This is a genomic window from Pseudomonas sp. MAG002Y (assembly GCF_019400845.1).
Classification (GTDB): Bacteria; Pseudomonadota; Gammaproteobacteria; order Pseudomonadales; family Pseudomonadaceae; genus Chryseomonas; species Chryseomonas luteola.
The window spans coordinates 125,015-146,076 of record NZ_WOEJ01000013.1; the positions used below are offsets into that span (position 1 = coordinate 125,015).

General features: G+C 54.8%; 22 protein-coding genes. 12 read left to right on the forward strand and 10 right to left on the reverse strand.

The features are described 5' to 3' along the window. Positions 1-83 precede the first annotated feature (83 nt). On the reverse strand, positions 84-1,547 hold the full coding sequence (locus GM154_RS18505) for a methyl-accepting chemotaxis protein (RefSeq protein WP_219653019.1): 1,464 nt from the start codon (positions 1,545-1,547) through the stop codon (positions 84-86). A 118-nt stretch (positions 1,548-1,665) separates the two neighbouring features. Further along, positions 1,666-2,490 (reverse strand): TatD family hydrolase, encoded by an 825-nt coding sequence (locus tag GM154_RS18510; RefSeq protein ID WP_197873100.1) that lies wholly within the window; start codon positions 2,488-2,490, stop codon positions 1,666-1,668. A 174-nt stretch (positions 2,491-2,664) separates the two neighbouring features. On the opposite strand from GM154_RS18510, the gene GM154_RS18515 reads away from it, so the two are divergent. Together GM154_RS18515 and GM154_RS18520 are read left to right on the forward strand one after the other, a co-directional pair. Continuing rightward, entirely contained in the window at positions 2,665-4,086 is a 1,422-nt protein-coding gene (locus GM154_RS18515; protein WP_219653020.1) for a transglycosylase SLT domain-containing protein, read from the forward strand. A gap of 182 nt (positions 4,087-4,268) precedes the next feature. After that, a complete protein-coding gene (locus GM154_RS18520; protein ID WP_037030853.1) occupies positions 4,269-4,583 on the forward strand; it encodes a hypothetical protein in 315 nt (104 codons plus the stop codon). Here GM154_RS18520 and greB read toward each other — a convergent pair. From greB to GM154_RS18535, 3 genes are read right to left on the reverse strand one after another with little or no spacing between them, the layout of a single operon-like run. Then, complete coding sequence (gene greB, locus GM154_RS18525; RefSeq protein WP_010797766.1) at positions 4,574-5,071, reverse strand: transcription elongation factor GreB; 498 nt, start codon at positions 5,069-5,071, stop codon at positions 4,574-4,576. The genes GM154_RS18520 and greB overlap by 10 nt on opposite strands. A gap of 25 nt (positions 5,072-5,096) precedes the next feature. Continuing rightward, positions 5,097-7,604 (reverse strand): ABC transporter permease, encoded by a 2,508-nt coding sequence (locus GM154_RS18530; RefSeq protein WP_219653021.1) that lies wholly within the window; start codon positions 7,602-7,604, stop codon positions 5,097-5,099. Then, positions 7,605-8,285 carry an ABC transporter ATP-binding protein gene (locus GM154_RS18535; protein ID WP_010797768.1) on the reverse strand — a complete coding sequence of 227 codons (681 nt, stop codon included), beginning with the start codon at positions 8,283-8,285 and terminating at the stop codon, positions 7,605-7,607. An 11-nt stretch (positions 8,286-8,296) separates the two neighbouring features. Here GM154_RS18535 and GM154_RS18540 point away from each other — a divergent pair, with 11 nt between their 5' ends. The 3 genes from GM154_RS18540 (at position 8,297) to GM154_RS18550 (ending at position 10,361) form a co-directional block, all read left to right on the forward strand. Further along, on the forward strand, positions 8,297-8,926 hold the full coding sequence (locus tag GM154_RS18540) for an arylesterase (protein ID WP_219653022.1): 630 nt from the start codon (positions 8,297-8,299) through the stop codon (positions 8,924-8,926). Between the two features lie 102 nt (positions 8,927-9,028). Then, on the forward strand, positions 9,029-9,310 hold the full coding sequence (locus GM154_RS18545) for a hypothetical protein (protein ID WP_010797770.1): 282 nt from the start codon (positions 9,029-9,031) through the stop codon (positions 9,308-9,310). A 70-nt stretch (positions 9,311-9,380) separates the two neighbouring features. Beyond that, the gene (locus GM154_RS18550) at positions 9,381-10,361 is read left to right on the forward strand and encodes a L,D-transpeptidase family protein (protein ID WP_150347707.1); all 981 of its coding nucleotides are present in this window, start codon (positions 9,381-9,383) and stop codon (positions 10,359-10,361) included. A gap of 93 nt (positions 10,362-10,454) precedes the next feature. On the opposite strand, the gene GM154_RS18555 is transcribed toward GM154_RS18550, so the two are convergent. Then, a complete protein-coding gene (locus GM154_RS18555; RefSeq protein WP_219653023.1) occupies positions 10,455-10,706 on the reverse strand; it encodes an Lpp/OprI family alanine-zipper lipoprotein in 252 nt (83 codons plus the stop codon). 458 nt (positions 10,707-11,164) lie between these two features. Between GM154_RS18555 and GM154_RS18560 the strand changes: the two genes are divergently transcribed. After that, on the forward strand, positions 11,165-11,449 hold the full coding sequence (locus tag GM154_RS18560) for a GNAT family N-acetyltransferase (RefSeq protein WP_010797773.1): 285 nt from the start codon (positions 11,165-11,167) through the stop codon (positions 11,447-11,449). Positions 11,450-11,502: 53 nt separating this feature from the next. Here GM154_RS18560 and GM154_RS18565 read toward each other — a convergent pair whose 3' ends face one another. After that, the gene (locus tag GM154_RS18565; protein WP_026003971.1) at positions 11,503-12,579 is read right to left on the reverse strand and encodes a 3-deoxy-7-phosphoheptulonate synthase; all 1,077 of its coding nucleotides are present in this window, start codon (positions 12,577-12,579) and stop codon (positions 11,503-11,505) included. Positions 12,580-12,763: 184 nt separating this feature from the next. Between GM154_RS18565 and GM154_RS18570 the strand changes: the two genes are divergently transcribed. From GM154_RS18570 to GM154_RS18585, 4 genes are all read left to right on the forward strand, one after another. Further along, positions 12,764-13,090, forward strand: coding sequence for a thioredoxin family protein (locus GM154_RS18570; protein WP_019365962.1), 327 nt, complete (start codon positions 12,764-12,766; stop codon positions 13,088-13,090). A gap of 158 nt (positions 13,091-13,248) precedes the next feature. Continuing rightward, entirely contained in the window at positions 13,249-13,740 is a 492-nt protein-coding gene (locus tag GM154_RS18575) for a universal stress protein (RefSeq protein WP_019365963.1), read from the forward strand. Between the two features lie 84 nt (positions 13,741-13,824). After that, the gene (cysB, locus tag GM154_RS18580; RefSeq protein ID WP_074827412.1) at positions 13,825-14,799 is read left to right on the forward strand and encodes an HTH-type transcriptional regulator CysB; all 975 of its coding nucleotides are present in this window, start codon (positions 13,825-13,827) and stop codon (positions 14,797-14,799) included. Between the two features lie 125 nt (positions 14,800-14,924). Continuing rightward, the gene (locus GM154_RS18585) at positions 14,925-16,082 is read left to right on the forward strand and encodes an aldose epimerase family protein (RefSeq protein ID WP_125888924.1); all 1,158 of its coding nucleotides are present in this window, start codon (positions 14,925-14,927) and stop codon (positions 16,080-16,082) included. Here GM154_RS18585 and GM154_RS18590 read toward each other — a convergent pair. Beyond that, complete coding sequence (locus GM154_RS18590; protein ID WP_019365966.1) at positions 16,072-17,034, reverse strand: LysR family transcriptional regulator; 963 nt, start codon at positions 17,032-17,034, stop codon at positions 16,072-16,074. The two genes, GM154_RS18585 and GM154_RS18590, sit on opposite strands and share 11 nt — an antisense overlap. Positions 17,035-17,144: 110 nt before the next feature. On the opposite strand from GM154_RS18590, the gene araD1 reads away from it, so the two are divergent. Beyond that, positions 17,145-18,140, forward strand: coding sequence for an AraD1 family protein (gene araD1 / locus GM154_RS18595; RefSeq protein WP_219653024.1), 996 nt, complete (start codon positions 17,145-17,147; stop codon positions 18,138-18,140). 212 nt (positions 18,141-18,352) lie between these two features. After that, on the forward strand, positions 18,353-19,939 hold the full coding sequence (locus GM154_RS18600) for an aldehyde dehydrogenase (NADP(+)) (protein ID WP_125888922.1): 1,587 nt from the start codon (positions 18,353-18,355) through the stop codon (positions 19,937-19,939). A gap of 47 nt (positions 19,940-19,986) precedes the next feature. Here GM154_RS18600 and GM154_RS18605 read toward each other — a convergent pair whose 3' ends face one another. Next, entirely contained in the window at positions 19,987-20,700 is a 714-nt protein-coding gene (locus tag GM154_RS18605; RefSeq protein WP_074827402.1) for a FadR/GntR family transcriptional regulator, read from the reverse strand. Positions 20,701-20,786: 86 nt separating this feature from the next. Next, on the reverse strand, positions 20,787-21,062 hold a 276-nt coding region (locus tag GM154_RS18610), incomplete at its 5' end, for a dihydroxy-acid dehydratase (RefSeq protein WP_219653025.1).

Below are 21,062 nucleotides of genomic sequence, written 5' to 3' on the forward strand. Positions count from 1 at the left end.
GTTAATTGATACACTTACTGTAAGGGCTTTGATAATGTGGTCGCGAATCGTTCCTCACTATCAAAGCCATAGATTGCTTGTGCTTAAAGCTTGAGCTGTTGGATGGCCCTGTTCAGGTCGCCCGCCAATGCGGCCAGCTCCTGACTGGTTGCCGATGCATCGGATGTCTGCCGTACAGTATGCTCGGTAACGTCTCGTATACCGACCACTGAGCGGCTCATTTCCTCTGCTACGTGAGACTGCTGCTCGGCGGCAACCGCAATCTGCGTGTTGCTGTCGCGCATCTGCGCCACGGCTCCAGCAATCGCCGCCAAGGCCTGTCCGGCTTCGGCAGCTTCTTCAACACATCCATCTGCTTTGATCGAACTTTCGTTCATGAATTCAACCGCATCGCGCGTTCCTGCCTGAAGCGTTGCAATCATCTGAGTGATTTCGTTGGTTGAATCCTGTACACGCTGTGCCAGATTACGGACCTCGTCAGCCACGACGGCAAACCCGCGGCCCATTTCGCCCGCGCGAGCCGCTTCAATGGCAGCATTGAGTGCCAGCAGGTTGGTCTGTTCGGCAATACCATGAATGACACTGACGACGCTGCTGATTTTCTGGCTGTTGTCAGCCAGATGCTGGATCATTTCGGCCGTCTGCTGAACGCCTTGGGAAAGTCCGGAGATCGACTGGCTGACGCGCTCGACTACGGCCTGTCCGGCACCGGCTAAACGATCGGCTTCCTTGGATTGATCCCGAGTGTCGGCGGTGTGCTGGGCGATGTGATGGACCGTTGCAGACATCTCATTGATGGCTGTTGCCGTCTGGTCCGTTTCGCTCTGCTGATTCAACATGCCGCGCTGTACTTCCCGCATCGTACTGGCCAGACGTGCTGCGCCCTCATCCAGTCGAGTGGCGGTCTCGGTCACCGTCATGACAATACGTTGATAGCCCCCCTGCATTGCATTGAACGCGTTGGCCATCTGGCCGACTTCGTCACGGCTGTTGAGCGGTACTCGTGCCGACAGGTCACCACTGCGCTCTACGTGCAGCATGACATCCTTGAGTGTATGCAGGTTGGTCAGAATGAAACGGATCAGAAGCTGAGAGGCGCACAGTAGTACCAGCATTAGCACGAAAACGGCCACACCGTATTCGAAGGCGCGATGCATGAAGACCTCGCCAAAGCTCACCCGCTCAACGGTTATGGCAAACGGCTGACCATCGGAGGTCTGGGCAACCCAGGCTCCTGCCAGCGCTTCGCTGCGCTCCAGTTCCACCCAGTCCCGCTTTCCACTCAGCGAGACTGCATCGACTCCAAGACGCGCTAGCGCAGCGGTATCGTTGAGTTTCACCGCTGTGTCTGTAACCGGGAATTGAGCAGCCGCTAACGTCGATAGATGGCTGGCTTCCAGTCTGGCAGCGTTCTGACCGGCATCAAGGCGGGCATTCTGCTCAAGATGCATGGCAAACAAGACCAGTAACAACGTCGTAAAGAAAGCAACGGCATTGACGGCCCAGAATTTGTACTTCAGGGAAATGTCTCGAATCCAACCACTCATGGAATGTTGTGTCCGTAACGGGAGTTTTTCCAGCATCGAGCCGGAACAAAATGTCGAAGCGGTCTACAGAGGCGACCGCTTCTTTCCGTTCAGGTTAACGGCACAATAAAGAGCAGCTTTAGGCCGGATCTTCAAAACTCGCTTCAATCACCGGCAGGTTGAAAAACTGCCGGGCTGTGACTGTGGTATGTGCGGCGAGGGCCTGAGGCGACTCGTGACGATGACGAGCCACTTCATGCAGTACTTCAGTCAGGAATGCTGGTTCGTTATGCCCACTCTTGGGTTTGGGGCGTAGCGTGCGCGGTAGCAGATAAGGCGCGTCGCTTTCCAGCATCAGGCGGCCCATGGGAATGTCATTCATCAGCGGATGAAGGTGTGTACCGCGACGCTCGTCACAAATCCAGCCGGTAATACCGATGTGCAGGTCCAGATCCAAGTATTGATAGAGGGCCTGTTTTTCGCCGGTAAAGCAGTGCACGACAGCCGCGGGAAGCTTGTCGCGAAAATCGCGTATAATGGCCAGCAGACGTTCGCTGGCGTCTCGTTCATGCAGGAAGACCGGAAGTTGTAGTTCAACGGCTATGGCCAGTTGTTCTTCAAGCGCTTTCTCTTGCACGGAGCGGGGAGCAATGTCGCGGTTGAAGTCCAGTCCGCATTCGCCAAGAGCACGTACTTTCTGCTCTTTTGCCAGCGCCTTGAGGCTGTTACCTGTCGTGGCGGTCCAGCTTGCTGCTTCGTGTGGATGAATGCCGGCTGTTGTAAACAGCGTGTTCGAGTCATCCAGCGTGCGGCAAAGTTCGAGCGCAGCCTCGCTTTCAGCAAGGCTTGTGCCGGTCAGTACCATTTGAACGACACCCGCTGTGCGCGCTCGCTCAATAACGGCTTCGGCTTCTCGCGCCAGGCTGGGATGAGTCAGATTGACGCCGATGTCGATCAGTTGCATGAGAAATACCTAATAAACGGTGGCCAGCTGAGTATCAGTCTGTCCATTTAATAAAAAAGTCGATCATGAACAGGATTATGTCGGTGTTCATGGGTAGTTCGGCTTCCATTGCCTCCTGGAAAGGGAGGGCGTCGTTGCGCCTTGTCTTGCGCTTGGCCAACCATGGAGAACCGGATGGCGCGTCATCTTATTGTTGTGTGTTGTCTGCTGTTGTTGTCACCTTTTCCTGCCCAGGCACGGGTCGGAAGTACAGAGCACTGGAAGCAGGAGAAGACCGTACGTGACCTGTCTGCGATTCGAACTGCAGGCGTGCTGCGTGTCCTGGTCAATCAGAACCGTAACAGCTCCGGCGAACTGGACGGCAAGCCCATCGGCATAGAGTACCGTCGTCTTGCTGCCTTCGAGCAGTATCTCAACGCCAAGGGCAAAAAGGCTCAGCCGCTCAAGGTTGTTTTCATCCCAAAGCCTAAAGAGGAATTACTGGCTGCGCTAGAGCGGGGTGAGGGTGATATTGCTGCTCCGGGTGAGCTGTTTTCGGGGCCTATCGGGACCAAGATCGTACGCAGCCATCCACTGATGACCAATACGCCACTTGTAGTCGTCAGCCGATCAGGGCAGCGTCGCTATACTCGTCTAGATCAGCTGTCTGGTCGCCAGCTCACTCTGCCAGCCGGTAGCGCAGCCGAACCCGCGTTGCGCGAGCTGAATGCGCAACTTGCTAAGCGTAAGCTCAAGCCCATCGAGCTTGAGCGGGTTGACTCCAGCCTGGGTGTTGAGGATGTGCTGGAAATGGTTTCCGCTGGAATCTTCTCCCTTACGGTCGTTGAACAGCCTATTGCAGACCGCTGGGCCAAGGTCTTGCCCAAGCTTCATGTAGAGCGGCGGCTAGTAGTGGCCAAGCAGCAGGATATGACTTGGTTTGTCCGGCGCGATACCCCTGAACTGCGTAAAGCGGTGAATGGCTTTCTTGCTGGACATCGTATGCCGACCGGCAGCGATGTGGCGTTTCAAAAGGCCTACAAAGGCAGTTCCAAGGTCCGGAATCCGTTAGGTACAGACGATCACCAGCGGCTTACCGAAGTTCGTCCGGTCCTGAAGCGATACGCGAACACTTACAATCTGGATTGGCTAACCCTGGCGGCTATGGCTTACAAGGAATCAGGTCTGGATGGCGCTGCCAAAGGTAGCGGTGGCGCAACAGGGCTGATGCAAATTACACCATCGGCGGCCCGAAGCGTTGGGGTCAAGAATATTCGCACGGTTGACGGCAATGTGCAGGCTGCTGCTCGCTATATGGCAAAGCTGCGCCGCCAATTCTTTTCAAGCCGCACGCTGGATGAGCGTGAGCGTCGGGCTTTTGTTCTCGCAGCTTACAACCTGGGACCAGAGCGGGTTCAGCGGCTGCGGACCGAAGCGAAGCGACAGGGGCTTAACCCTAACAAGTGGTTCTTTCAGGTCGAGCGAATTGCCTCTGAAAAATATGGGATGGGCGTCGTCAATTACGTCAGCAGCGTCAATAAATACTATCTGGCGTATGCCCGCGAGCGTGACCGGCTGGAAGAGGGCAAGCGCAGCATCCGTATTGCCAGTCGTTAATCCGGTTGGCAAACCGCCGTGCTTGACAGCATGAGTACCGCTTGCCTAGGATTCGAATGCGCCGATTTAAACAGCAACTTGCGGGGCGCGAGTCTATCGAGACTCAAAAAATACCGCTAAAGCGCTGGCCGGTGATTGCCTCACCGCTGACCAGCGGGACTTATGAGGCGGATACCATCACCATGACCATTTCCCACTGCCAATTGCGCCTGACCCCCATTACTCACGGATCGCTCAGCTCGCATCCTTCCATTTTGCTTGGCGGACTGCATCAGCCCACACTGCTCCGGTATCTGGAAGGCTGGCCAAGGCGTTGGCCTGCTTCTCGCTCCTTCCAGATCCGTTTTGCCCAGCAACCGCAGGAGTTGAGCCAATTTGCCAAGGACATGTTTGACTTCGCCGTCATCGAAGCGCCTTCCAGGGACCAGGCGGCTGCGGTCGTGCATGAATTGACACGGATCGCCCGGCAAGGCGTGATTACCCGGCGTCAGGGGTAATCAATTTCTACGATGTACCAGCGCTTCTCGCCGGTTGGTGTCTGCACGGTAATTTCCGCATCCAGCGGTTTACCGACCATGGCACGAGCCAGCGGGGCGTCGATGCTGATCTGGTTGAGTTTTATGTCGAACTCATCCGGTCCTACGATTCGATAGCGAGCCTGTTCACCCTCGTCATCTTCCAGGGTTACCCAGGCGCCAAAATACACCTTGTTGGGATCTGCCGGCCGCTCGCTGATAACCTTGAGATTCTCCAATCGCTTACGCAAAAAACGTACACGGCTATCGATTTCACGCAGCATTTTCTTGCCATAGGTGTACTCGGCATTCTCTGAACGATCACCCTGGGCCGCCGCTTCGCTCACGGACTGCGTGACTTGTGGTCGACGGACATTCCAGAGCTCATGCAGCTCGGCGCGCAGGCGCGCTTCGCCTTCGGGCGTAATCAAAGGGGTGCCTGCACTACGAGGCGGTCGGTATCGACTCATACATCCATTCCATATAAAAACCTGATTAACCTTCCCGCAGAATGCGTAGCGGACTGACCGTCAATGCCCGTCTCGTTCCCAAAAGACCGGCTGCAGCAATCATTGCTGCGCCTATCAGGGGAAGCAGCAAAAGCCATGGGTGTGGTTGCCATGGCATATCGAACACAAGGCGATACAGCAAAGCTGTAATGATCTCACACCCTAATGCTGCCAAAAGTCCACTGGTTGCGCCAAGCAAGGCAAATTCAACCCGGCGGGTGCGTATCAGGAGTCGTCGCTCTGATCCCAGTGCCCGCAAAAGTGCACCCTGGCGTATGCGCTCATCTAGTGTGGATTGAAGACCGGCAAACAAGACCGTCATTCCAGCGGCCAATACAAAGAGCAAGACGAATTCTACCGCAATGGTTACTTGGCCCAGGATGCTGCGTAGTTGCGCAAGGATCGCATCGATAGGCAATAACGTCGCGGCTGGAAACTGACGTGCCAACTCAACCATGGCCCGGTCATGGCCAGGCGGAATGTAAAAGCTGGTGAGATAGGTGACGGGAACATTGGTAAACGTTCCCGTCTGAAAGATCATGAAGAAATTGGGCTGAAAATTATTCCAGTCCACGGTTCGTAGACTACTCACCTGCGCCTCTATGATCTTGCCGGCAATATTGAAGCTGAGATGATCGCCTATCCCTACCTTGAGGCTCTTGGCTAGTTCTGCTTCTACGGATACGCCCGGCAGATCACGTGTTGGAGGTGTGGCGTCCCACCACCGTCCGGCAGTGATGACATTACCTGAGGGTAGTGTGTCAGCCCAGGTAAGACTAAGGTCGCGACGCGTGGCGCGGTCTCCGCGTGACTCGCTTTCTACGATCTCGCTGGCAGGCTCGCCATTGATCAACACCAAACGACCCTGCACGATGGGATATAACGGTTTCGGATTGGGCGACAGCTGGCTGATCTGTGCCGCAAAGGCGTCCTTCTCGGCAGGCAGGATATTGAGTGCAAAATAATTGGGGGAGTCCGCTGGCAGCTGGTCCTGCCAGCGGTCCAGTATTTCTCCGCGCAACAAGGCGATAAGCGCCATCGCCAACAAAATCAGCCCAAATGCCAGGGCCTGTCCGGCAGCAGCGACTGGATGACGAAGCAATTGGCCCAGCCCCAAACGCCAGGCAAGCGGTGCCGAGGCTAGCATGCGGCGTAATCCTTTCAAGCCCAGCAGCATTAGTCCGCCAAGCACTACTGTGGCAGCCAGTCCGCCACCTAGCAGTGCCAGGGTTAGCCTGAGGTCCAGCGATAACCGCCACATGATCAGCCCTAAGGCCAGCAGGGCTGTACCATAGACGATCCAGCTTCTAGGAGGAACAGGAAGAAGATCGCTGCGCAGAACGCGCAGGGGCGGGACTCGGCCAAGTGCAGCCAGGGGCGGCAACGCGAAACCAGCAAGCGCGATCAGGCCCGTCCCCATACCCGCAAGTGCTGGGAATAGTCCTGCACTGGGGATTGTTGCGGGCAGCAACCCTGCCATCAGGTGGAAGAGCAGAAATTGGGCAAGCCAGCCCAGTACAGAGCCCAGTACGCTGGCCAGCAACCCAAGCATGGCCAGCTGCAGGCTATACAGAATCAAGGCTTCCCGGCGCGACAGCCCAAGGCAGCGGAGTAGGGCGCTCGCGTCGAAGCGCCTGACTGCGAAGCGATTGGCCGACATGGCCACGGCCACGCCAGCCAACAACACGGCGGCGAGGCTCGCTAATCCCAGGTAGCGTTGAGCTCGGTCCAGGGCGCTGCCGAGTTGACGATTACCGTCGCGTGGGTCCTCAATTCGCTGATTGACATCGAGACTACGTTCGAGGGCTGCCCGGTAACGCTCCAGCTGATCGGCCTTACCACTCCAGAGGTCTCGGTAGCGAACCCGGCTGCCCGGCTGGATGACCTCGGTGGCCGGTAGGTCTGCACTGTTCATCAGGACACGCGGCGTCAAACTGTAAAAGTCACCAGCGCGATCGGGTTCGTAGGTCAGGATGCGAGAAATACGTAGTGTTTTACGACCAACATCGATCGTGTCACCTATCTTCAGTTCAAGTGCTGGTAACAGGCGAGCCTCGACCCAGGCCTCCCCAGGATCTGGAAGGCCTCCAACTGTTTCCTGACCTTGGGGAGTGAGCGTGCTCTTGAGCTGTCCCCTGAGCGGATAGGAGCCGCTGACGGCTTTGACGCTGGACAGTTGAATGGCCTGTTCACCGGCAATGACGCTGGAAAACTCTATGGTTTGAGCATGTTTCAGCCCTTGGGCAAGGCCGGCATCGATCTGCTCTTGATGAGCTGCCGAGGTACCTCGCAGTGCCAGGTCACCGCCTAGAAACTCCGTGGCCCTCAACACCATGGCTTCGTTCAGGCGAGCCGTGAAATAACCGATCGCACAGCTTGAGGCAACCGCAATCACCAGTGCAAAGAAGAGCACTCGCAGCTCTCCGGCTCGAACTTCTCGCATAAGCTGCCGGCTGGCTTGACGCAATAATCGGAAGAAGGGGAGGCGAGTCATTCAGGCCTCCAATGTGACTAGGCGGCCGCTTTCCAGACGTATCAGACGATTGCATCGCTGCGCGAGTCGCTCATCATGGGTCACCAGCACTAGGGTGGTTCCAAGCTCTGTGTTCAGTTCGAATAACAGGTCGCTAATACGGGCGCCAGTAGTAGTATCCAAGTTCCCGGTAGGCTCGTCGGCAAACAACACCTTGGGGTTAGCAGCGAACGCCCGTGCGATGGCGACTCGTTGCTGCTCGCCTCCAGAAAGCTGGCGTGGATAATGACTCAGGCGATGCCCCAGATTGACTCGTTCCAGAAGAGACTCGGCGCGATCACGCGCATTTTTGTAACCTTCAAGCTCCATGGGGAGCATGACATTTTCTAAAGCGGTCAGGCTGTCGAGCAGTTGAAACGACTGAAAAACGAATCCGACATGCTCGGCACGTATTCGCGCACGCTCATCCTCTGACAATGCGGCCAGAGCATGTCCCGCCAGAACAACATCCCCCTCACTCGGCTGATCTAACCCGGCCAACAGGCCTAGCAGAGTGGATTTGCCGGAGCCTGAGCTGCCTACGATGGCCAGGCTGTCGCCCTTTGCCAATTCAAGGTCGAGGCCATGAAGGATGGTGAGTTCACCTTCCGCGCTGGGTACAACCTTGCTAAGGTTCTGGGCAACTAGAATGCTGGCGCTCATGAGGATTCCGCATGCGTAAATGGTTATCGGGCGGCTGTCTCGCGCTGTTTCTAATCGCGCAACACGCCGCAGCACAGACGCTTTTGATCGTTGGAGATAGTATCAGTGCCGGTTTGGGGATAGAAACGGGCCAAGGATGGGCTTCGCTGCTTGAAAAACGACTGGACGAACAGAAGGGCAGCTACAAGGTCATCAATGCCTCGATCAGCGGTGACACCAGTGCTGGCGGGCTTTCCCGGCTATCGCCGTTACTTAATGAGCACAAGCCTGATGTTGTGCTGATTGAGCTGGGCGGCAATGATGGTTTGCGTGGCCAGCCCCCTGCGCAATTGCAACAGAATCTTGCATCAATGATTGACCAGTCCAAGCAGGCAGGTGCCAAGGTACTGCTTCTAGGAATGCGGTTGCCGCCCAACTATGGCATTCAGTATACCGAGCGTTTCGCTGCGGTTTATTCCAGTCTGGCTGAAGAAAAAAAGGTCGCACTGGTGCCCTTCTTTCTGGAGGGGGTTGGAGGAATAGAGCAGTACATGCAGCCAGACGGAATTCATCCCAATGCAGCCGGACAGCCAAGACTATTGGAAAATGCCTGGCAAGCCTTACAGCCCTTGCTTGAACGGCCGCAGAATGCAAAGCACTGACTTTTTGTAAGATTTTACAGTTTGGGGCGGTTAAATCCGGTTCACCTGCTTTTCAGGTCAACGCCTTTCCGTTAAGGTTGCGCCCCCCTTCTGGAGCCTCAAATGTCGCGTCACGCCTGGTCCTTGTTTGGCTTTCAACTTATCGTGCCTGATTCACAGCTCGATCTGTTCGCCTGCCGGACAACACGGCTGCACATCGTTGCACGCCAGCTTGAGCTAGGTGGACATGCCGATCGCACATTGTGCGGCAGCCTTCTCCCGGCCGAGCCCAAGTTTCAGCCATTGGCTCGGCATTGGCTGAGACACTCGCAGTTATGCCCCCAGTGCATGGAACGTCTGGAAGCAGATAAACGGGGTGAAGTGGGTACTGTTTCGTTCCTCTGAGGTCTCACGACCTTATAGGCGCAGTGTTACACTGACACTATTTACAGCATTCTTTTCAAAGGATTTTCCGATGTTGTCTCGCGCATCATCTATCGCCTGTTTATCGCTTGCCGTTAGTCTGACTGCCGGTACGGCTTGCGCCCTGGAATTGCCGCTTCCACCGCCTGGTGAAGATATCGTGGGTGAGGTGCAGGTCATCAAGGCTGCCTACGAGGACACGTTTGCAGACCTGGGTGAGAAGTACGATCTTGGCTATTCGGAGATGGTGGCAGCGAACCCGGGCGTTGATGCCTGGTTGCCAGGGGCGGGTACCGAAGTGGTTCTGCCTACACGGTTCATCCTGCCGCCTGGGCCGCGTGAAGGGGTTGTCATTAATCTGGCTGAGTACCGTATGTACTACTACCCCAAAGGGGGTAATACGGTTTTCACCTACCCATTGGGAATTGGACGTGAAGGATGGGGGTCGCCTGTTGGGACTACCCGAATCACCGCCAAGACCAAGGACCCCAGCTGGTATCCGCCTGCATCGATTCGTGCCGAGCACGCCGCCGATGGTGATCCGCTTCCAGCCGTGGTTCCGCCTGGGCCGGACAATCCGCTTGGACCCTACAAGTTGAACCTTGCGCTACCAGGTTATCTGATCCACGGTTCCAATAAGAAATTTGGTATCGGCATGCAGGTCAGCCACGGCTGTTTCCGGATGCTGAATGAGGATCTCAAGGAGTTCGTTGGAATGATTCCGGTGAACACCCCAGTACGCATCATCAACGAGCCTTATAAGTTTGGTATCAGCCAAGGCAAGCTGTATCTGGAGGCGCATGAGCCGCTCTCGAGCGAAAATGGCAAGCCGGCCATGATCGACCAGCATACGGCTGTGGTGAATGCCATGATCCGTCGCGAGGACTTGAGTGGTCACGCTGAGCTGAACTGGGAATTGGTAAAGGATATCGTCACGGCGCAGGATGGTCTGCCCGTAGAGGTGGCTGCTACCATCAATCAGGCTTCGCAAACTGCTGCGACTGCCGCTGATCAGCCTGCTGCAGCGCTATAAAACAGTGTGGCAACAAAAAGCCCGCCAAAATGGCGGGCTTTTTGTTGCTCGCAAAAGCCGACCCGAGAGTCGGCTTAACAGGTCAGAGACCTATTATTTGCGGCTGGCTTTTTCCAGCATACGCAGAGCGCGCTCGTTAGCTTCGTCAGCAGTCTGCTGAGCTTTCTGAGCAGCAGTCAGAGCGTCGTCAGCATGACGATAAGCTTCGTCAGCACGAGCCTGAGCGCGAGCAGCAGCGTCTTCAGTAGCGGTCAGACGGGCTTCGCTTTCTTTGGAAGCGTGGCTGCAACCAGTAGCCAGGGCAGCTGCCAGAGCCAGAGCGGCAAATTTCAGAGCGTTGTTCATCATTATCCCCTTGAGGTGGACTTCCATATAGAGTGCAAATTTCCCAGCGGAAAATTGCGCGCTACATACTACTCATAACGTGTAGTAAGTAAACTGAGCGAATGCAAGGTTCGCGAGTTTTTTTCACTTTCCCTCTCATAAGCTCGATAAATTGACATTGCGTTGCTTAAAAAGTGTCCAAGGGTGACTGATGACGGGTTTTCTGACGGTATAAGGAGCGCGACTAAGGCAAACAGTTACAAGGCTAATGGGTTGTATTAATGCAAACTTCAACGCACTATTAAGCTCTTAGTCTTGCGCCAGATGCTCGTTGTATTAAGCCTAAGGTCATGATTGTTGTGCGATGGCCGGCCCGAACGGGGCAGCCATTTCTGTAGTCTGAAAATAGGCTCGGCAGCAATGTCGCTTCCCAATAAGAGAGATAAGGCGGGTAATCGGTTTTCCGCCAAGGAGCAGATATGAACGAGTCGTTTTCAATCGACCACGACCTCTCATCTCACCAGTTTGTCATCCACGTCGATGGGCAGCGCGCGTATCTTGCCTATATGGATCTTGGTAAGCAGACCATGGATTTTTACAGAACCTTTGTGCCCGATAATCTGCGGGGCAGGGGAATAGCCGCAGCGTTAGCCGAACACGCACTGACGTACGCGGAGTCACGTGGCTACAGCGTCATTCCATCCTGCTCCTATGTCGAGCGTTATATCGAGCGGCGTCAGCAGAAGCTAACGGCTCCTCACTAATCGACAGGCATAAAAAAGCCGGGTAAAGAACCCGGCTATAAGAAGGCTGGCAATCAATCGCGCTTGCGCTTGGGCAGTACGTCCTTGAGCTTGTTATGCATGCTCATGATGCTCTGTTCCGTCATTTCCCAATCGATGCAGGCATCTGTAACCGAAACGCCGTATTTCAGTTCGTTGAGATCCTTAGGAATCGGCTGGTTGCCATAGCCCAGATGGCTTTCCACCATCAATCCGATAATGGACTGGTTGCCTTCGATTATCTGGTTGGCAACGTTATCCATTACCAGCGGCTGCAGTGAGGCATCCTTGTTAGAGTTTGCATGGCTGCAATCCACCATGATATTAGCCTTGACCTTGGCTTTGCTTAATTCACGTTCGCATACCGCAACGCTGACCGAGTCGTAATTCGGTTTGCCGTTACCGCCGCGCAGGACCACATGACCGTAGGGGTTACCTTTGGTCTGCACGATCGAGACCTGTCCCTGCTGATTGATGCCGAGGAAACGATGTGGGTTTGAGACCGATTGCAAGGCGTTGATAGCAACGGTCAGGCTGCCATCGGTGCCGTTCTTAAAGCCAACGGCCGATGAAAGGCCGGAAGCCATTTCACGGTGCGTTTGGGACTCCGTGGTCCGGGCGCCAATTGCAGACCAGCTGATCAGGTCCTGAAGATACTGTGGTGAGATGGGATCTAGTGCTTCGGTGGCAGTAGGCAAGCCTTTCTCGGCCAGCTCCAGCAGCAATTGGCGACCAATGTGCAAACCATCCTGAATCTTGAAGGAGTCGTCCAGGTAGGGATCGTTGATAAGCCCTTTCCAGCCGACTGTCGTCCGCGGCTTCTCAAAATACACCCGCATGACAAGGAAGAGGGTATCGGAAACTTTTTCGGCCAGAACCTTCAGGCGGTCGGCGTACTCGTGGGCTGCCTTGATGTCATGAATGGAGCAGGGGCCAATCACGACAAAAATCCGATGATCCTTGCCATCAAGGATATCACGCACCACCTGGCGACCCTGAGCGACTGTCTTGGAGGCGCTTTCGGTCAAAGGAATCTCTAGTTTGAGTCGCTCAGGCGTTATCAGGGGGTCGTTTGATACGACGTTTAGGTCATTTATAGGTAAATCGGCCATAGTGTTCTCGGAGGCCACGGTGCCTGCTTGGGCATAACCGGCTGGCGTTACGCGGTAAAAGGTGGACAAGAGGCTAACCATAACGTGTCTTCATAGGAGGCGACAATGGCCTTTTCCGGTTCGAGAGACGAAGCGGCCTGTTGCGTCCTTGAATGTCTTGACCAGTACGAAATAGCGAGGCTTTGTGGAATTAAGCGATCTTGATGCGGATCAAGCGTTGTTGGCGCTTTCGGGAGTAACGTTGCTTATCTTCACCAGTGAAGGGTGCTCAAGCTGCCGGTGGGCGCGAGAGCGCTTGCCGGAGATGAACTTGCCATGCGATCGAATCGCCTGGGTCGATGCGGAGCGAAACGGAGGAATGGTGCAGCGCTATGAGGTATTTCACTTGCCTGCTCTGTTCGTAGTACGTCAGGGGCTATTTTATGGCGGGCTGAAAACGCGGATGACCGAGTCTGAATTGAATCAGGGAATTCTGGCTTGTCTGAGCCGTGATGCTGATGATTTACCTTGATGAGAGAAGTGTGATGTTAACTAACCAAGTTCGCAAATTAAGGCATTTACCAGCATTTTGCACGGCGAAGTGGCAATACGCTGCTACGCTTTCCTGTGATGAATAAGCATTCGGCATGTCGTATGACGGCCATCCACGTCAGTAGTTGAGGGGGCCAATTGATCCAATCGATTCTTTATGCAACTGATCTGGGCATCTACTCATCCTCTGTCTTGCAGCATGCGCTTTCCTTGGCGCGAGCGCATGATGCTAAGTTGTATGTCGTACATGCGGTTGAACCCTTGGGGTTGTTCGCTGACTCGATTTTGCAAACCTATATGGATGCCTCCACGTTGGCACAATTGAACAAGCAGGGTTTCAATACCGTTTTAGCCAATATTGAGCAGCGTGTGATTGAGTGTCTGCGCGATGAAATGGGGGAGACTGCGCAGGAGTTTGACCGTATCCGCCTGGTGCGGGTCGTTCAGGGAGATCCCGCTCAGGTCATTCTTGATCAGTCCCATGATCTGGCTGTCGATTTGATTGTGTTAGGCAGTCATAGTCATGGCAGCACTTGGGATACACCGCTGGGACGTACTGCAGGCAAAGTTCTGCAAATGGCGGATGTGCCTGTCTATCTTGTACCCATGTTGCAGCATCGCAGCCATTGATAATTACCAATGGCTATAAATATTTTTGTAGTGCGTTAGTATAGGTTATAACAACGGTGCTGTTAGCTATAGCAAGGAGCCATCATGAAGCTTCAGCAATTGAGGTACATATGGGAAGTGGCGCATCACGATCTCAATGTTTCTGCAACAGCGCAAAGCCTGTATACCTCCCAGCCAGGCATCAGTAAGCAGATCCGGTTGCTTGAGGATGAGTTGGGGGTAGAGGTGTTTGCTCGCAGCGGCAAGCACCTGACACGCATTACGCCAGCAGGTGAGCGGATTATCCAGACCGCTGGTGAGATCCTGCGTAAGTGCGAAAGCATCAAGCAGATCGCTCAAGAGTTCTCCAACGAGAAGAAAGGCACGCTTTCAATCTCCACGACGCACACCCAGGCCCGCTATGCCTTGCCGGATGTGATCAGTGATTTCATGAAGCAGTATCCGGATGTCGCCCTGCACATGCAGCAGGGTACACCTATGCAGATTGCTGAAATGGCAGCAGATGGCACAGTTGATTTTGCCATTGCAACGGAAGGCCTTGAGCATTTTGGTGATCTGATCATGCTGCCCTGCTATCGATGGAATCGATGTGTCATCGTGCCCCATAGTCACCCCTTGGCCAAAGTGCCCAAGCTCACCCTGGAAGCCCTGGCCGAGCATCCCATCGTCACCTACGTATTCGGTTTTACAGGTCGTTCCAAGCTGGATGAGGCCTTTAGCCGGCGAGGATTGGAGCCAAAAGTCGTTTTCACCGCAGCCGATGCCGACGTTATCAAGACCTATGTAAGGCTCGGTCTGGGGGTGGGAATCGTGGCGGATATGGCGGTTGACCATAAGCTCGACAGTGACCTTGTTGCGCTGGACGCCAGTGAATTGTTCGAGGCCAGCATTACCAAGATCGGCTTGCGTCGGGGGACTTTCCTGCGGGGATATATGTGTGACTTCATTAGTCGTTTCGCCCCGCATCTGACGCGTGAAGTCCTGGTGCAGGCGATGCAGTGCCATAGCCGCCAGGAAGTTGAAGACCTGTTTGCTGAAGTCACATTGCCGACCTACTAGATTCGCTTAATCATCGTATGAAAGAAAGGGAGTCACTTCGTCTCATTTTGTGTCAGAGTGACGGGGTGAGCTTTCCAGCGGCTCACAGGTGTCCCTTACAAGAAAAACAATACGAGGTTCATACGATGAAAGTGTCCCGAAAGTCTGCTGTTCTGCTAGGTATAGGTTTCGCTCTTATGTCCGGACTCTCCCAAGCCAGCTCGTTGCATGTTGATCGTGCCCCGTTCGGGTCACTTCCTGATGGCCGTGCCATCGAGCGCTATACGTTACAAAACAGCAACGGAATGCGAGTTGGCATCATTACTTATGGTGGTATCGTCCAATCCATTGAGGTGCCCGATGCAAAAGGGCATATGGAAGATGTCGTTCTAGGTTTTGATGATGTGAAAGGCTATCTGGATAACGGCACCGTTTACTTTGGTGCGCTGATCGGCCGATTCGGCAATCGCCTGGCCAAGGGTAAGTTCGAGCTTGATGGCAAGACGTATCAGGTGCCGATCAATAATGATCCAAACGCCCTGCATGGCGGGCCGGAAGGCTTTAATACCAAGGTATGGCAGGCCAAGCCTATCGAGGGCAAGGATTGGAAAGGCGTATCGCTTAGCTATGTTTCGTCTGATGGTGAGATGGGCTTTCCAGGCACGCTCACAACTACTGTGCGTTACACTCTCAACGAGCATAACGAGTTGCAGATCGAATATACCGCAACGACGGATAAGCCTACGGTAGTCAACCTGACCAATCACAGTTATTTCAATCTGGCGGGCGCTGGCAACGGGACCATTCTTGACCAGAAGGTGACTATCCATGCGTCCAAGTTCACCCCGATTGATTCAACGCTGATTCCAACCGGGGAATTGGCTGATGTGAAGGGTACGCCTATGGACTTTGTCCATCCGACTGCTATCGGTGCGCACATTCGTGACAACGACCAACAGCTGAAATATGCCGAGCCCAAACAGGGTGGCTTTGATTTCAACTGGGCATTTGATAAGCCGGGGCAGCTCGATGCCGTAGCGGTTACGGCTTTTGATCCATCATCCGGGCGGCGTCTGGAGATGTATACAACCGAGCCGGGCGTGCAGTTTTATACCAGCAACTTTCTGGATGGCACCATCAAGGGCAAGCAGGGCAAAGTTTATCCTCACTGGGGAGCGTTTACGCTGGAGGCTCAGCACTTCCCCGATGCACCAAACCAGCCCAACTTTGCCAGCACTCGCTTGAATCCCGGCGAGACATACAAGCAGACTACCATCTACAAATTCTCGACCCTCAAGCAGTAATCTCCTGCCTATGGGGCTGCACCGTCAGCCCCATATCCTGCCTTAGTTCTTCAATCAGCATTTTGGCCGGTGCGGTGACGTCCATGCCCTGGCGAATGACAACGCTATAGGGCTCGCTGTTGATTTGCAGGTCAATGGAAAACCGCTTGAGCAAGCCAAAGCGTTCACTGAAGAGCGCTACATCGCTAGGCATCACAGCCAGAAGATGCGGATCCTCCTGCAACAGGCTAAGCATCGTGAACGTAGAGGCCGTTTCGATGGGATAGCGCGGAAAGTCGAGCCCTGCAAGGCGAAACTGCTGTTCGAGCGCGAGGCGCATGGGCATGTTGGAGGGATAGACAACCCAGCGATAGCCTGTCAGCTCGTCCAGACTGGAAAGTGATGCGTTGGCCAGCGGATGGTTGGGATGAGCCACCAGCGCCAGGCTTTCTGGATGTTCGATCAGCTTTTCATACGCATCAGGCCGGGTGCTTACGCTGGTTCGGCAAATCACTACGTCTACCCGCCCTTGGTCGAGAAGGGCAAGCAGTCGCGCGCTGGTGTCCTCCGCGATATGAATCGACAGTTCCGGCTGTTTCTGGCGAAGCCGATTGAGCGACTGCATGAGCAGCGGCACCGCACCCATGATAACGCCAATGGACAACCGGCCACCCTGACCATGCAGGATGCCAATCATTTCTTCCCTGAGGTGGGCAATGTCGGACTGAATAAGGCGCGCATACCGAATCACGCAGCGTCCCAGATCGTTAGGCACCAGTCCCTGACTGGTACGTGTAAAAAGGGTGGCGCCTAGTGTCGCTTCAATTTCATGGAGGGCTTTTGTTGCACCCGGTTGAGTAATAGCAACCTGCTCGGCAGCCTTGTGCAGTGAGCCATGCTCCTCAAGGGCAATGAGAAGCTTGAGCTGACGTACGCGTAGGCGCGATGAAATGGAATTCAAAGATGGAATCATGGGAATAACCAAAGGTTATCACTTAATCAGTACCTCTCATTAGGCAGCGTTCTGCGCGCGCCGTAAAGTATGCGCTATCCATTCAGCCCATAACGATAAGAGCAAACCCCATGAGACTGATTCAATTTGAGACTTCAGAAGGCCAGCGCCATGTAGGAGTGGTTGAAGGCGAGAATCTCCAGATTGTACGTAATGTTCGCACGACACGTGAGCTGGCACTGAATGCAATCCGAAACGGACGTGATCTGGTTGCTGAGGTCCAGGCGCAGGGTACCGAGCCAGGGCCGAGTTATGACAGTGTGCTTGAAGCCCGTCGCGTATTACCTCCGCTGGATCATGACGATACGGCCCACTGCCTGGTTACCGGAACCGGGCTTACGCATCTGGGCAGTGCTTCTACGCGAGACAAGATGCATCAGCACAACAATCAGGACGAAGCCAAGTTGACCGACAGCATGCGTATGTTCAACTGGGGACTTGAAGGCGGACGACCTTCGGCCGGTGAAGTGGGGGCGCAGCCAGAATGGTTCTACAAGGGTGACGGCAGCATTGTTGTCCGTCCGGGCGAGGATTTTCCCCTTCCCGAGTTTGCCGAAGATGCCGGTGAAGAGCCTGAATTGACCGGCCTGTATGTCATCGGTGATGACGGGCAACCTTATCGGGTAGGTTTTGCGCTGGGAAATGAGTTTTCCGATCATGTCATGGAACGGAAAAACTACCTTTATCTGGCGCACTCTAAACTGCGCTGTTGCGCATTTGGGCCTGAATTACGAGTAGGTGAGCTACCTCGCCACCTTTCAGGTATGAGCCGGATTCGCCGTAACGGTGAGGTCCTTTGGGAAAAGGAATTTCTTTCAGGCGAAGAGAATATGTGTCACAGCCTGGCGAATCTTGAATATCACCATTTCAAGTACAACCAGTTTTTGCGTCCGGGCGACGTACATGTACATTTTTTCGGAACGGCTACACTGTCCTTCGCTGACGGTATCAAGGCGCAGCCGGGAGATCGGTTCGAAATCAGCATGCCTGAATTCGGTAAACCTCTGATCAATGGCATCGCTTCCCATAAGCCGGATTTCGTAATAGGCAACATCAAAGCGCTATAACTTTCTGAACATCAAGTGCTTTAAACGTGGGTTGTCAGCTAAATCTGCCTTCATAAGAGGCCGGTTAAATCACTAAATTGCTATGTTGTATGATGACTTAAAGTCCGACAGGATGTACCTTTAGTGCCTGACACCGATGTTCTTCTCATTTTATCTGCGTGAGCATTGGCTCGCGCAGTGTCCTGAAACCCTTTACGGTCAAGGAGTTAAGCATGCAGATCACAGGGCATAACTATGTTGGCGGAGCGCGTAGTGCTAAAGGCGAAACTATCGTCTATAGCGTGGATGCGACCTCTGGAGAACAGTTATCGTATAAGTTCTATCAGGCTACGCCTGAAGAAGTTGATGCTGCTGCACGTGCTGCGCAAGAGGCTTATCCCATCTATCGCAGCCTGAGCGCTGAAAAGCGTGCCAGCTTTTTGGAAGCTATTGCAGACGAACTGGACGCACTGGGTGACGATTTCGTGCAGCTGGTTTGCCGCGAAACCGCATTGCCTGCTGGCCGTATCCAAGGCGAGCGTGGACGCACCAGTGGACAGATGCGTCTATTCGCTCAGGTCCTGCGTCGTGGTGATTTCTACGGGGCGCGCATCGACCGTGCCTTGCCTGACCGCAAGCCGCTGCCTCGTCCAGACCTGCGCCAATACCGTATCGGTCTTGGTCCAGTAGCCGTATTCGGTGCAAGCAACTTCCCGCTGGCATTCTCTACCGCAGGCGGCGACACCGCTTCGGCGCTGGCTGCCGGTTGCCCGGTTGTGTTCAAGGCCCATAGTGGTCACATGGGAACAGCTGAATATGTGGCTGAAGCCATTGTTCGTGCGGCTGAGCGTACTGGCATGCCGGCTGGTGTTTTCAATATGATCTACGGCGCTGGCGTCGGCGAGCAGCTCGTCAAGCACCCAGCCATCCAGGCGGTCGGTTTCACGGGCTCGCTGCGAGGTGGTCGCGCACTGTGTGATATGGCTGCTGCACGTCCTCAGCCGATCCCGGTCTTTGCTGAAATGTCCAGTATCAACCCGGTTCTGCTGATGCCTGAAGCACTCAAGCAGCGCGGCGATAATGTGGCTAACGAGCTGGCCGCTTCGGTCGTGTTGGGATGTGGTCAGTTCTGTACCAACCCGGGCCTGATCATTGGCATTCGGTCGCCGGAGTTCTCTGCATTCCTGGAGCGTTTCGCCGCGACCATGAATGACCAGCCGGCGCAGACCATGCTCAATGCAGGCACCCTGAAGAGCTATGTCAAAGGTCTCGAGCATTTGAATGCTCACTCCGGTATTACTCATCTTGCCGGTGCAACCCAGCAAAATAACAATCAGGCTCAGCCACAGTTGTTCAAGGCTGATGTCAGCTTGCTGCTGGAAGGTGATGAGTTGTTACAGGAAGAGGTTTTTGGTCCAACTAGCATTGTGGTAGAAGTTGCCGATAAGGCCGAGCTGATTCGCGCATTGCATGGCCTGCATGGCCAGCTGACTGCGACGCTGATTGCCGAGCCGGGTGACTTGGAAACCTACGGTGCTGAGCTGACAGCTGTGCTTGAGCAAAAAGCAGGGCGCCTATTGATCAATGGTTATCCAACCGGCGTAGAGGTCTGTGACTCCATGGTTCATGGTGGCCCTTACCCGGCAACGTCCGATGCTCGCGGAACCTCCGTAGGTACGTTGGCCATCGATCGCTTCCTGCGCCCGGTCTGCTACCAGAACTACCCGGATGCACTGCTGCCTGAGCCACTCAAGAACGCTAACCCGCTGGGTATTGCCCGTCTGGTTAACGGCGTTACGACACGTGATGCGCTGAGCTGATCGCTCCGTTAATGAAAAAGCCCCGGCGTGCCGGGGCTTTTTTATGGCTATTCGCCCTCTAATACCAGTGTAAGAGCCTTACGTGCGTCTTCCAGTTGTACCAGGGTGGCATGTTTGGCGCCCAGGGCATCGCCATGTTGAATAGCCGTCAGGATCGCTTTATGGCGGGGAAGGGCGAACTCATGAAGGTTGGGACGCCTGTTTGACTGCTTGAGCGATTCGCGCAATGCCAGCGATAGCATGTTGCAGAGGTTAGCCAAGAGGTCGTTGTGAGTGGCTTCGGCAATCTGACTGTGGAAATCCAAGTCCGGTTGTAACCACTCTTCCGGCGTCTTGGCTGCTTCCATGCGCTGATAAGCGTTCTCAATGGCCGCTACGTCATCAGGTGTGGCATGCGTAGCAGCAAGCGCGGCGGCTGCGGGCTCTATAATGCAGCGCACGCTTGAAAGCATGTTGAAGAAATCGTTTTGTGGCGTCGTTTCCATCAGCCAGTGCAGTACGTCGGGATCAAGCATATGCCATTCGCGACGAGGCCTGACAACCGTGCCCACCTTGGGTTTGGAGTAGACAAGCCCTTTGGCTACCAAGACCCGGGTTGCTTCGCGCAGCACCGGGCGGCTGACAGCATACTCCTCGCATAGCAACGCTTCAGGCGGAAGCTTGGAGTCTGCAGGAAAGTGGCCAGAAACGATATGCCGGCCCAACTCCTGAACGATTCGGGCATGCATGCTTTTGCGAAGTGAAGGTTTGCGATATTCCATGAGGCGCGACGTGGCGATCCTGTTTCGAGGCCGCGCATCATAACATTCGCCCCTCGCCAATGCGGAAAGGGGCGTTGAGAACTCACTCAATGTGAATGTCTCGGCACCTCGGAGCCACGGCAGCCGACGAGGAAGTCGAAATCGCAGCCCTCATCGGCCTGCAGCACGTGGTCCACGTACAGCTTGCGGTAACCGCCACCGAGCAGGTTGGCGTTCGGGTCCTGCCAGTCCGCTAGGCGGGCCTGCAGCTCTTCATCGCTGATATCCAGATGCAGACGGCCATTCTCGCAGTCCAGCTCGATCATGTCACCGTCACGCACAACCGCCAGCGGACCCCCTGCCGAAGCCTCCGGCGCTACGTG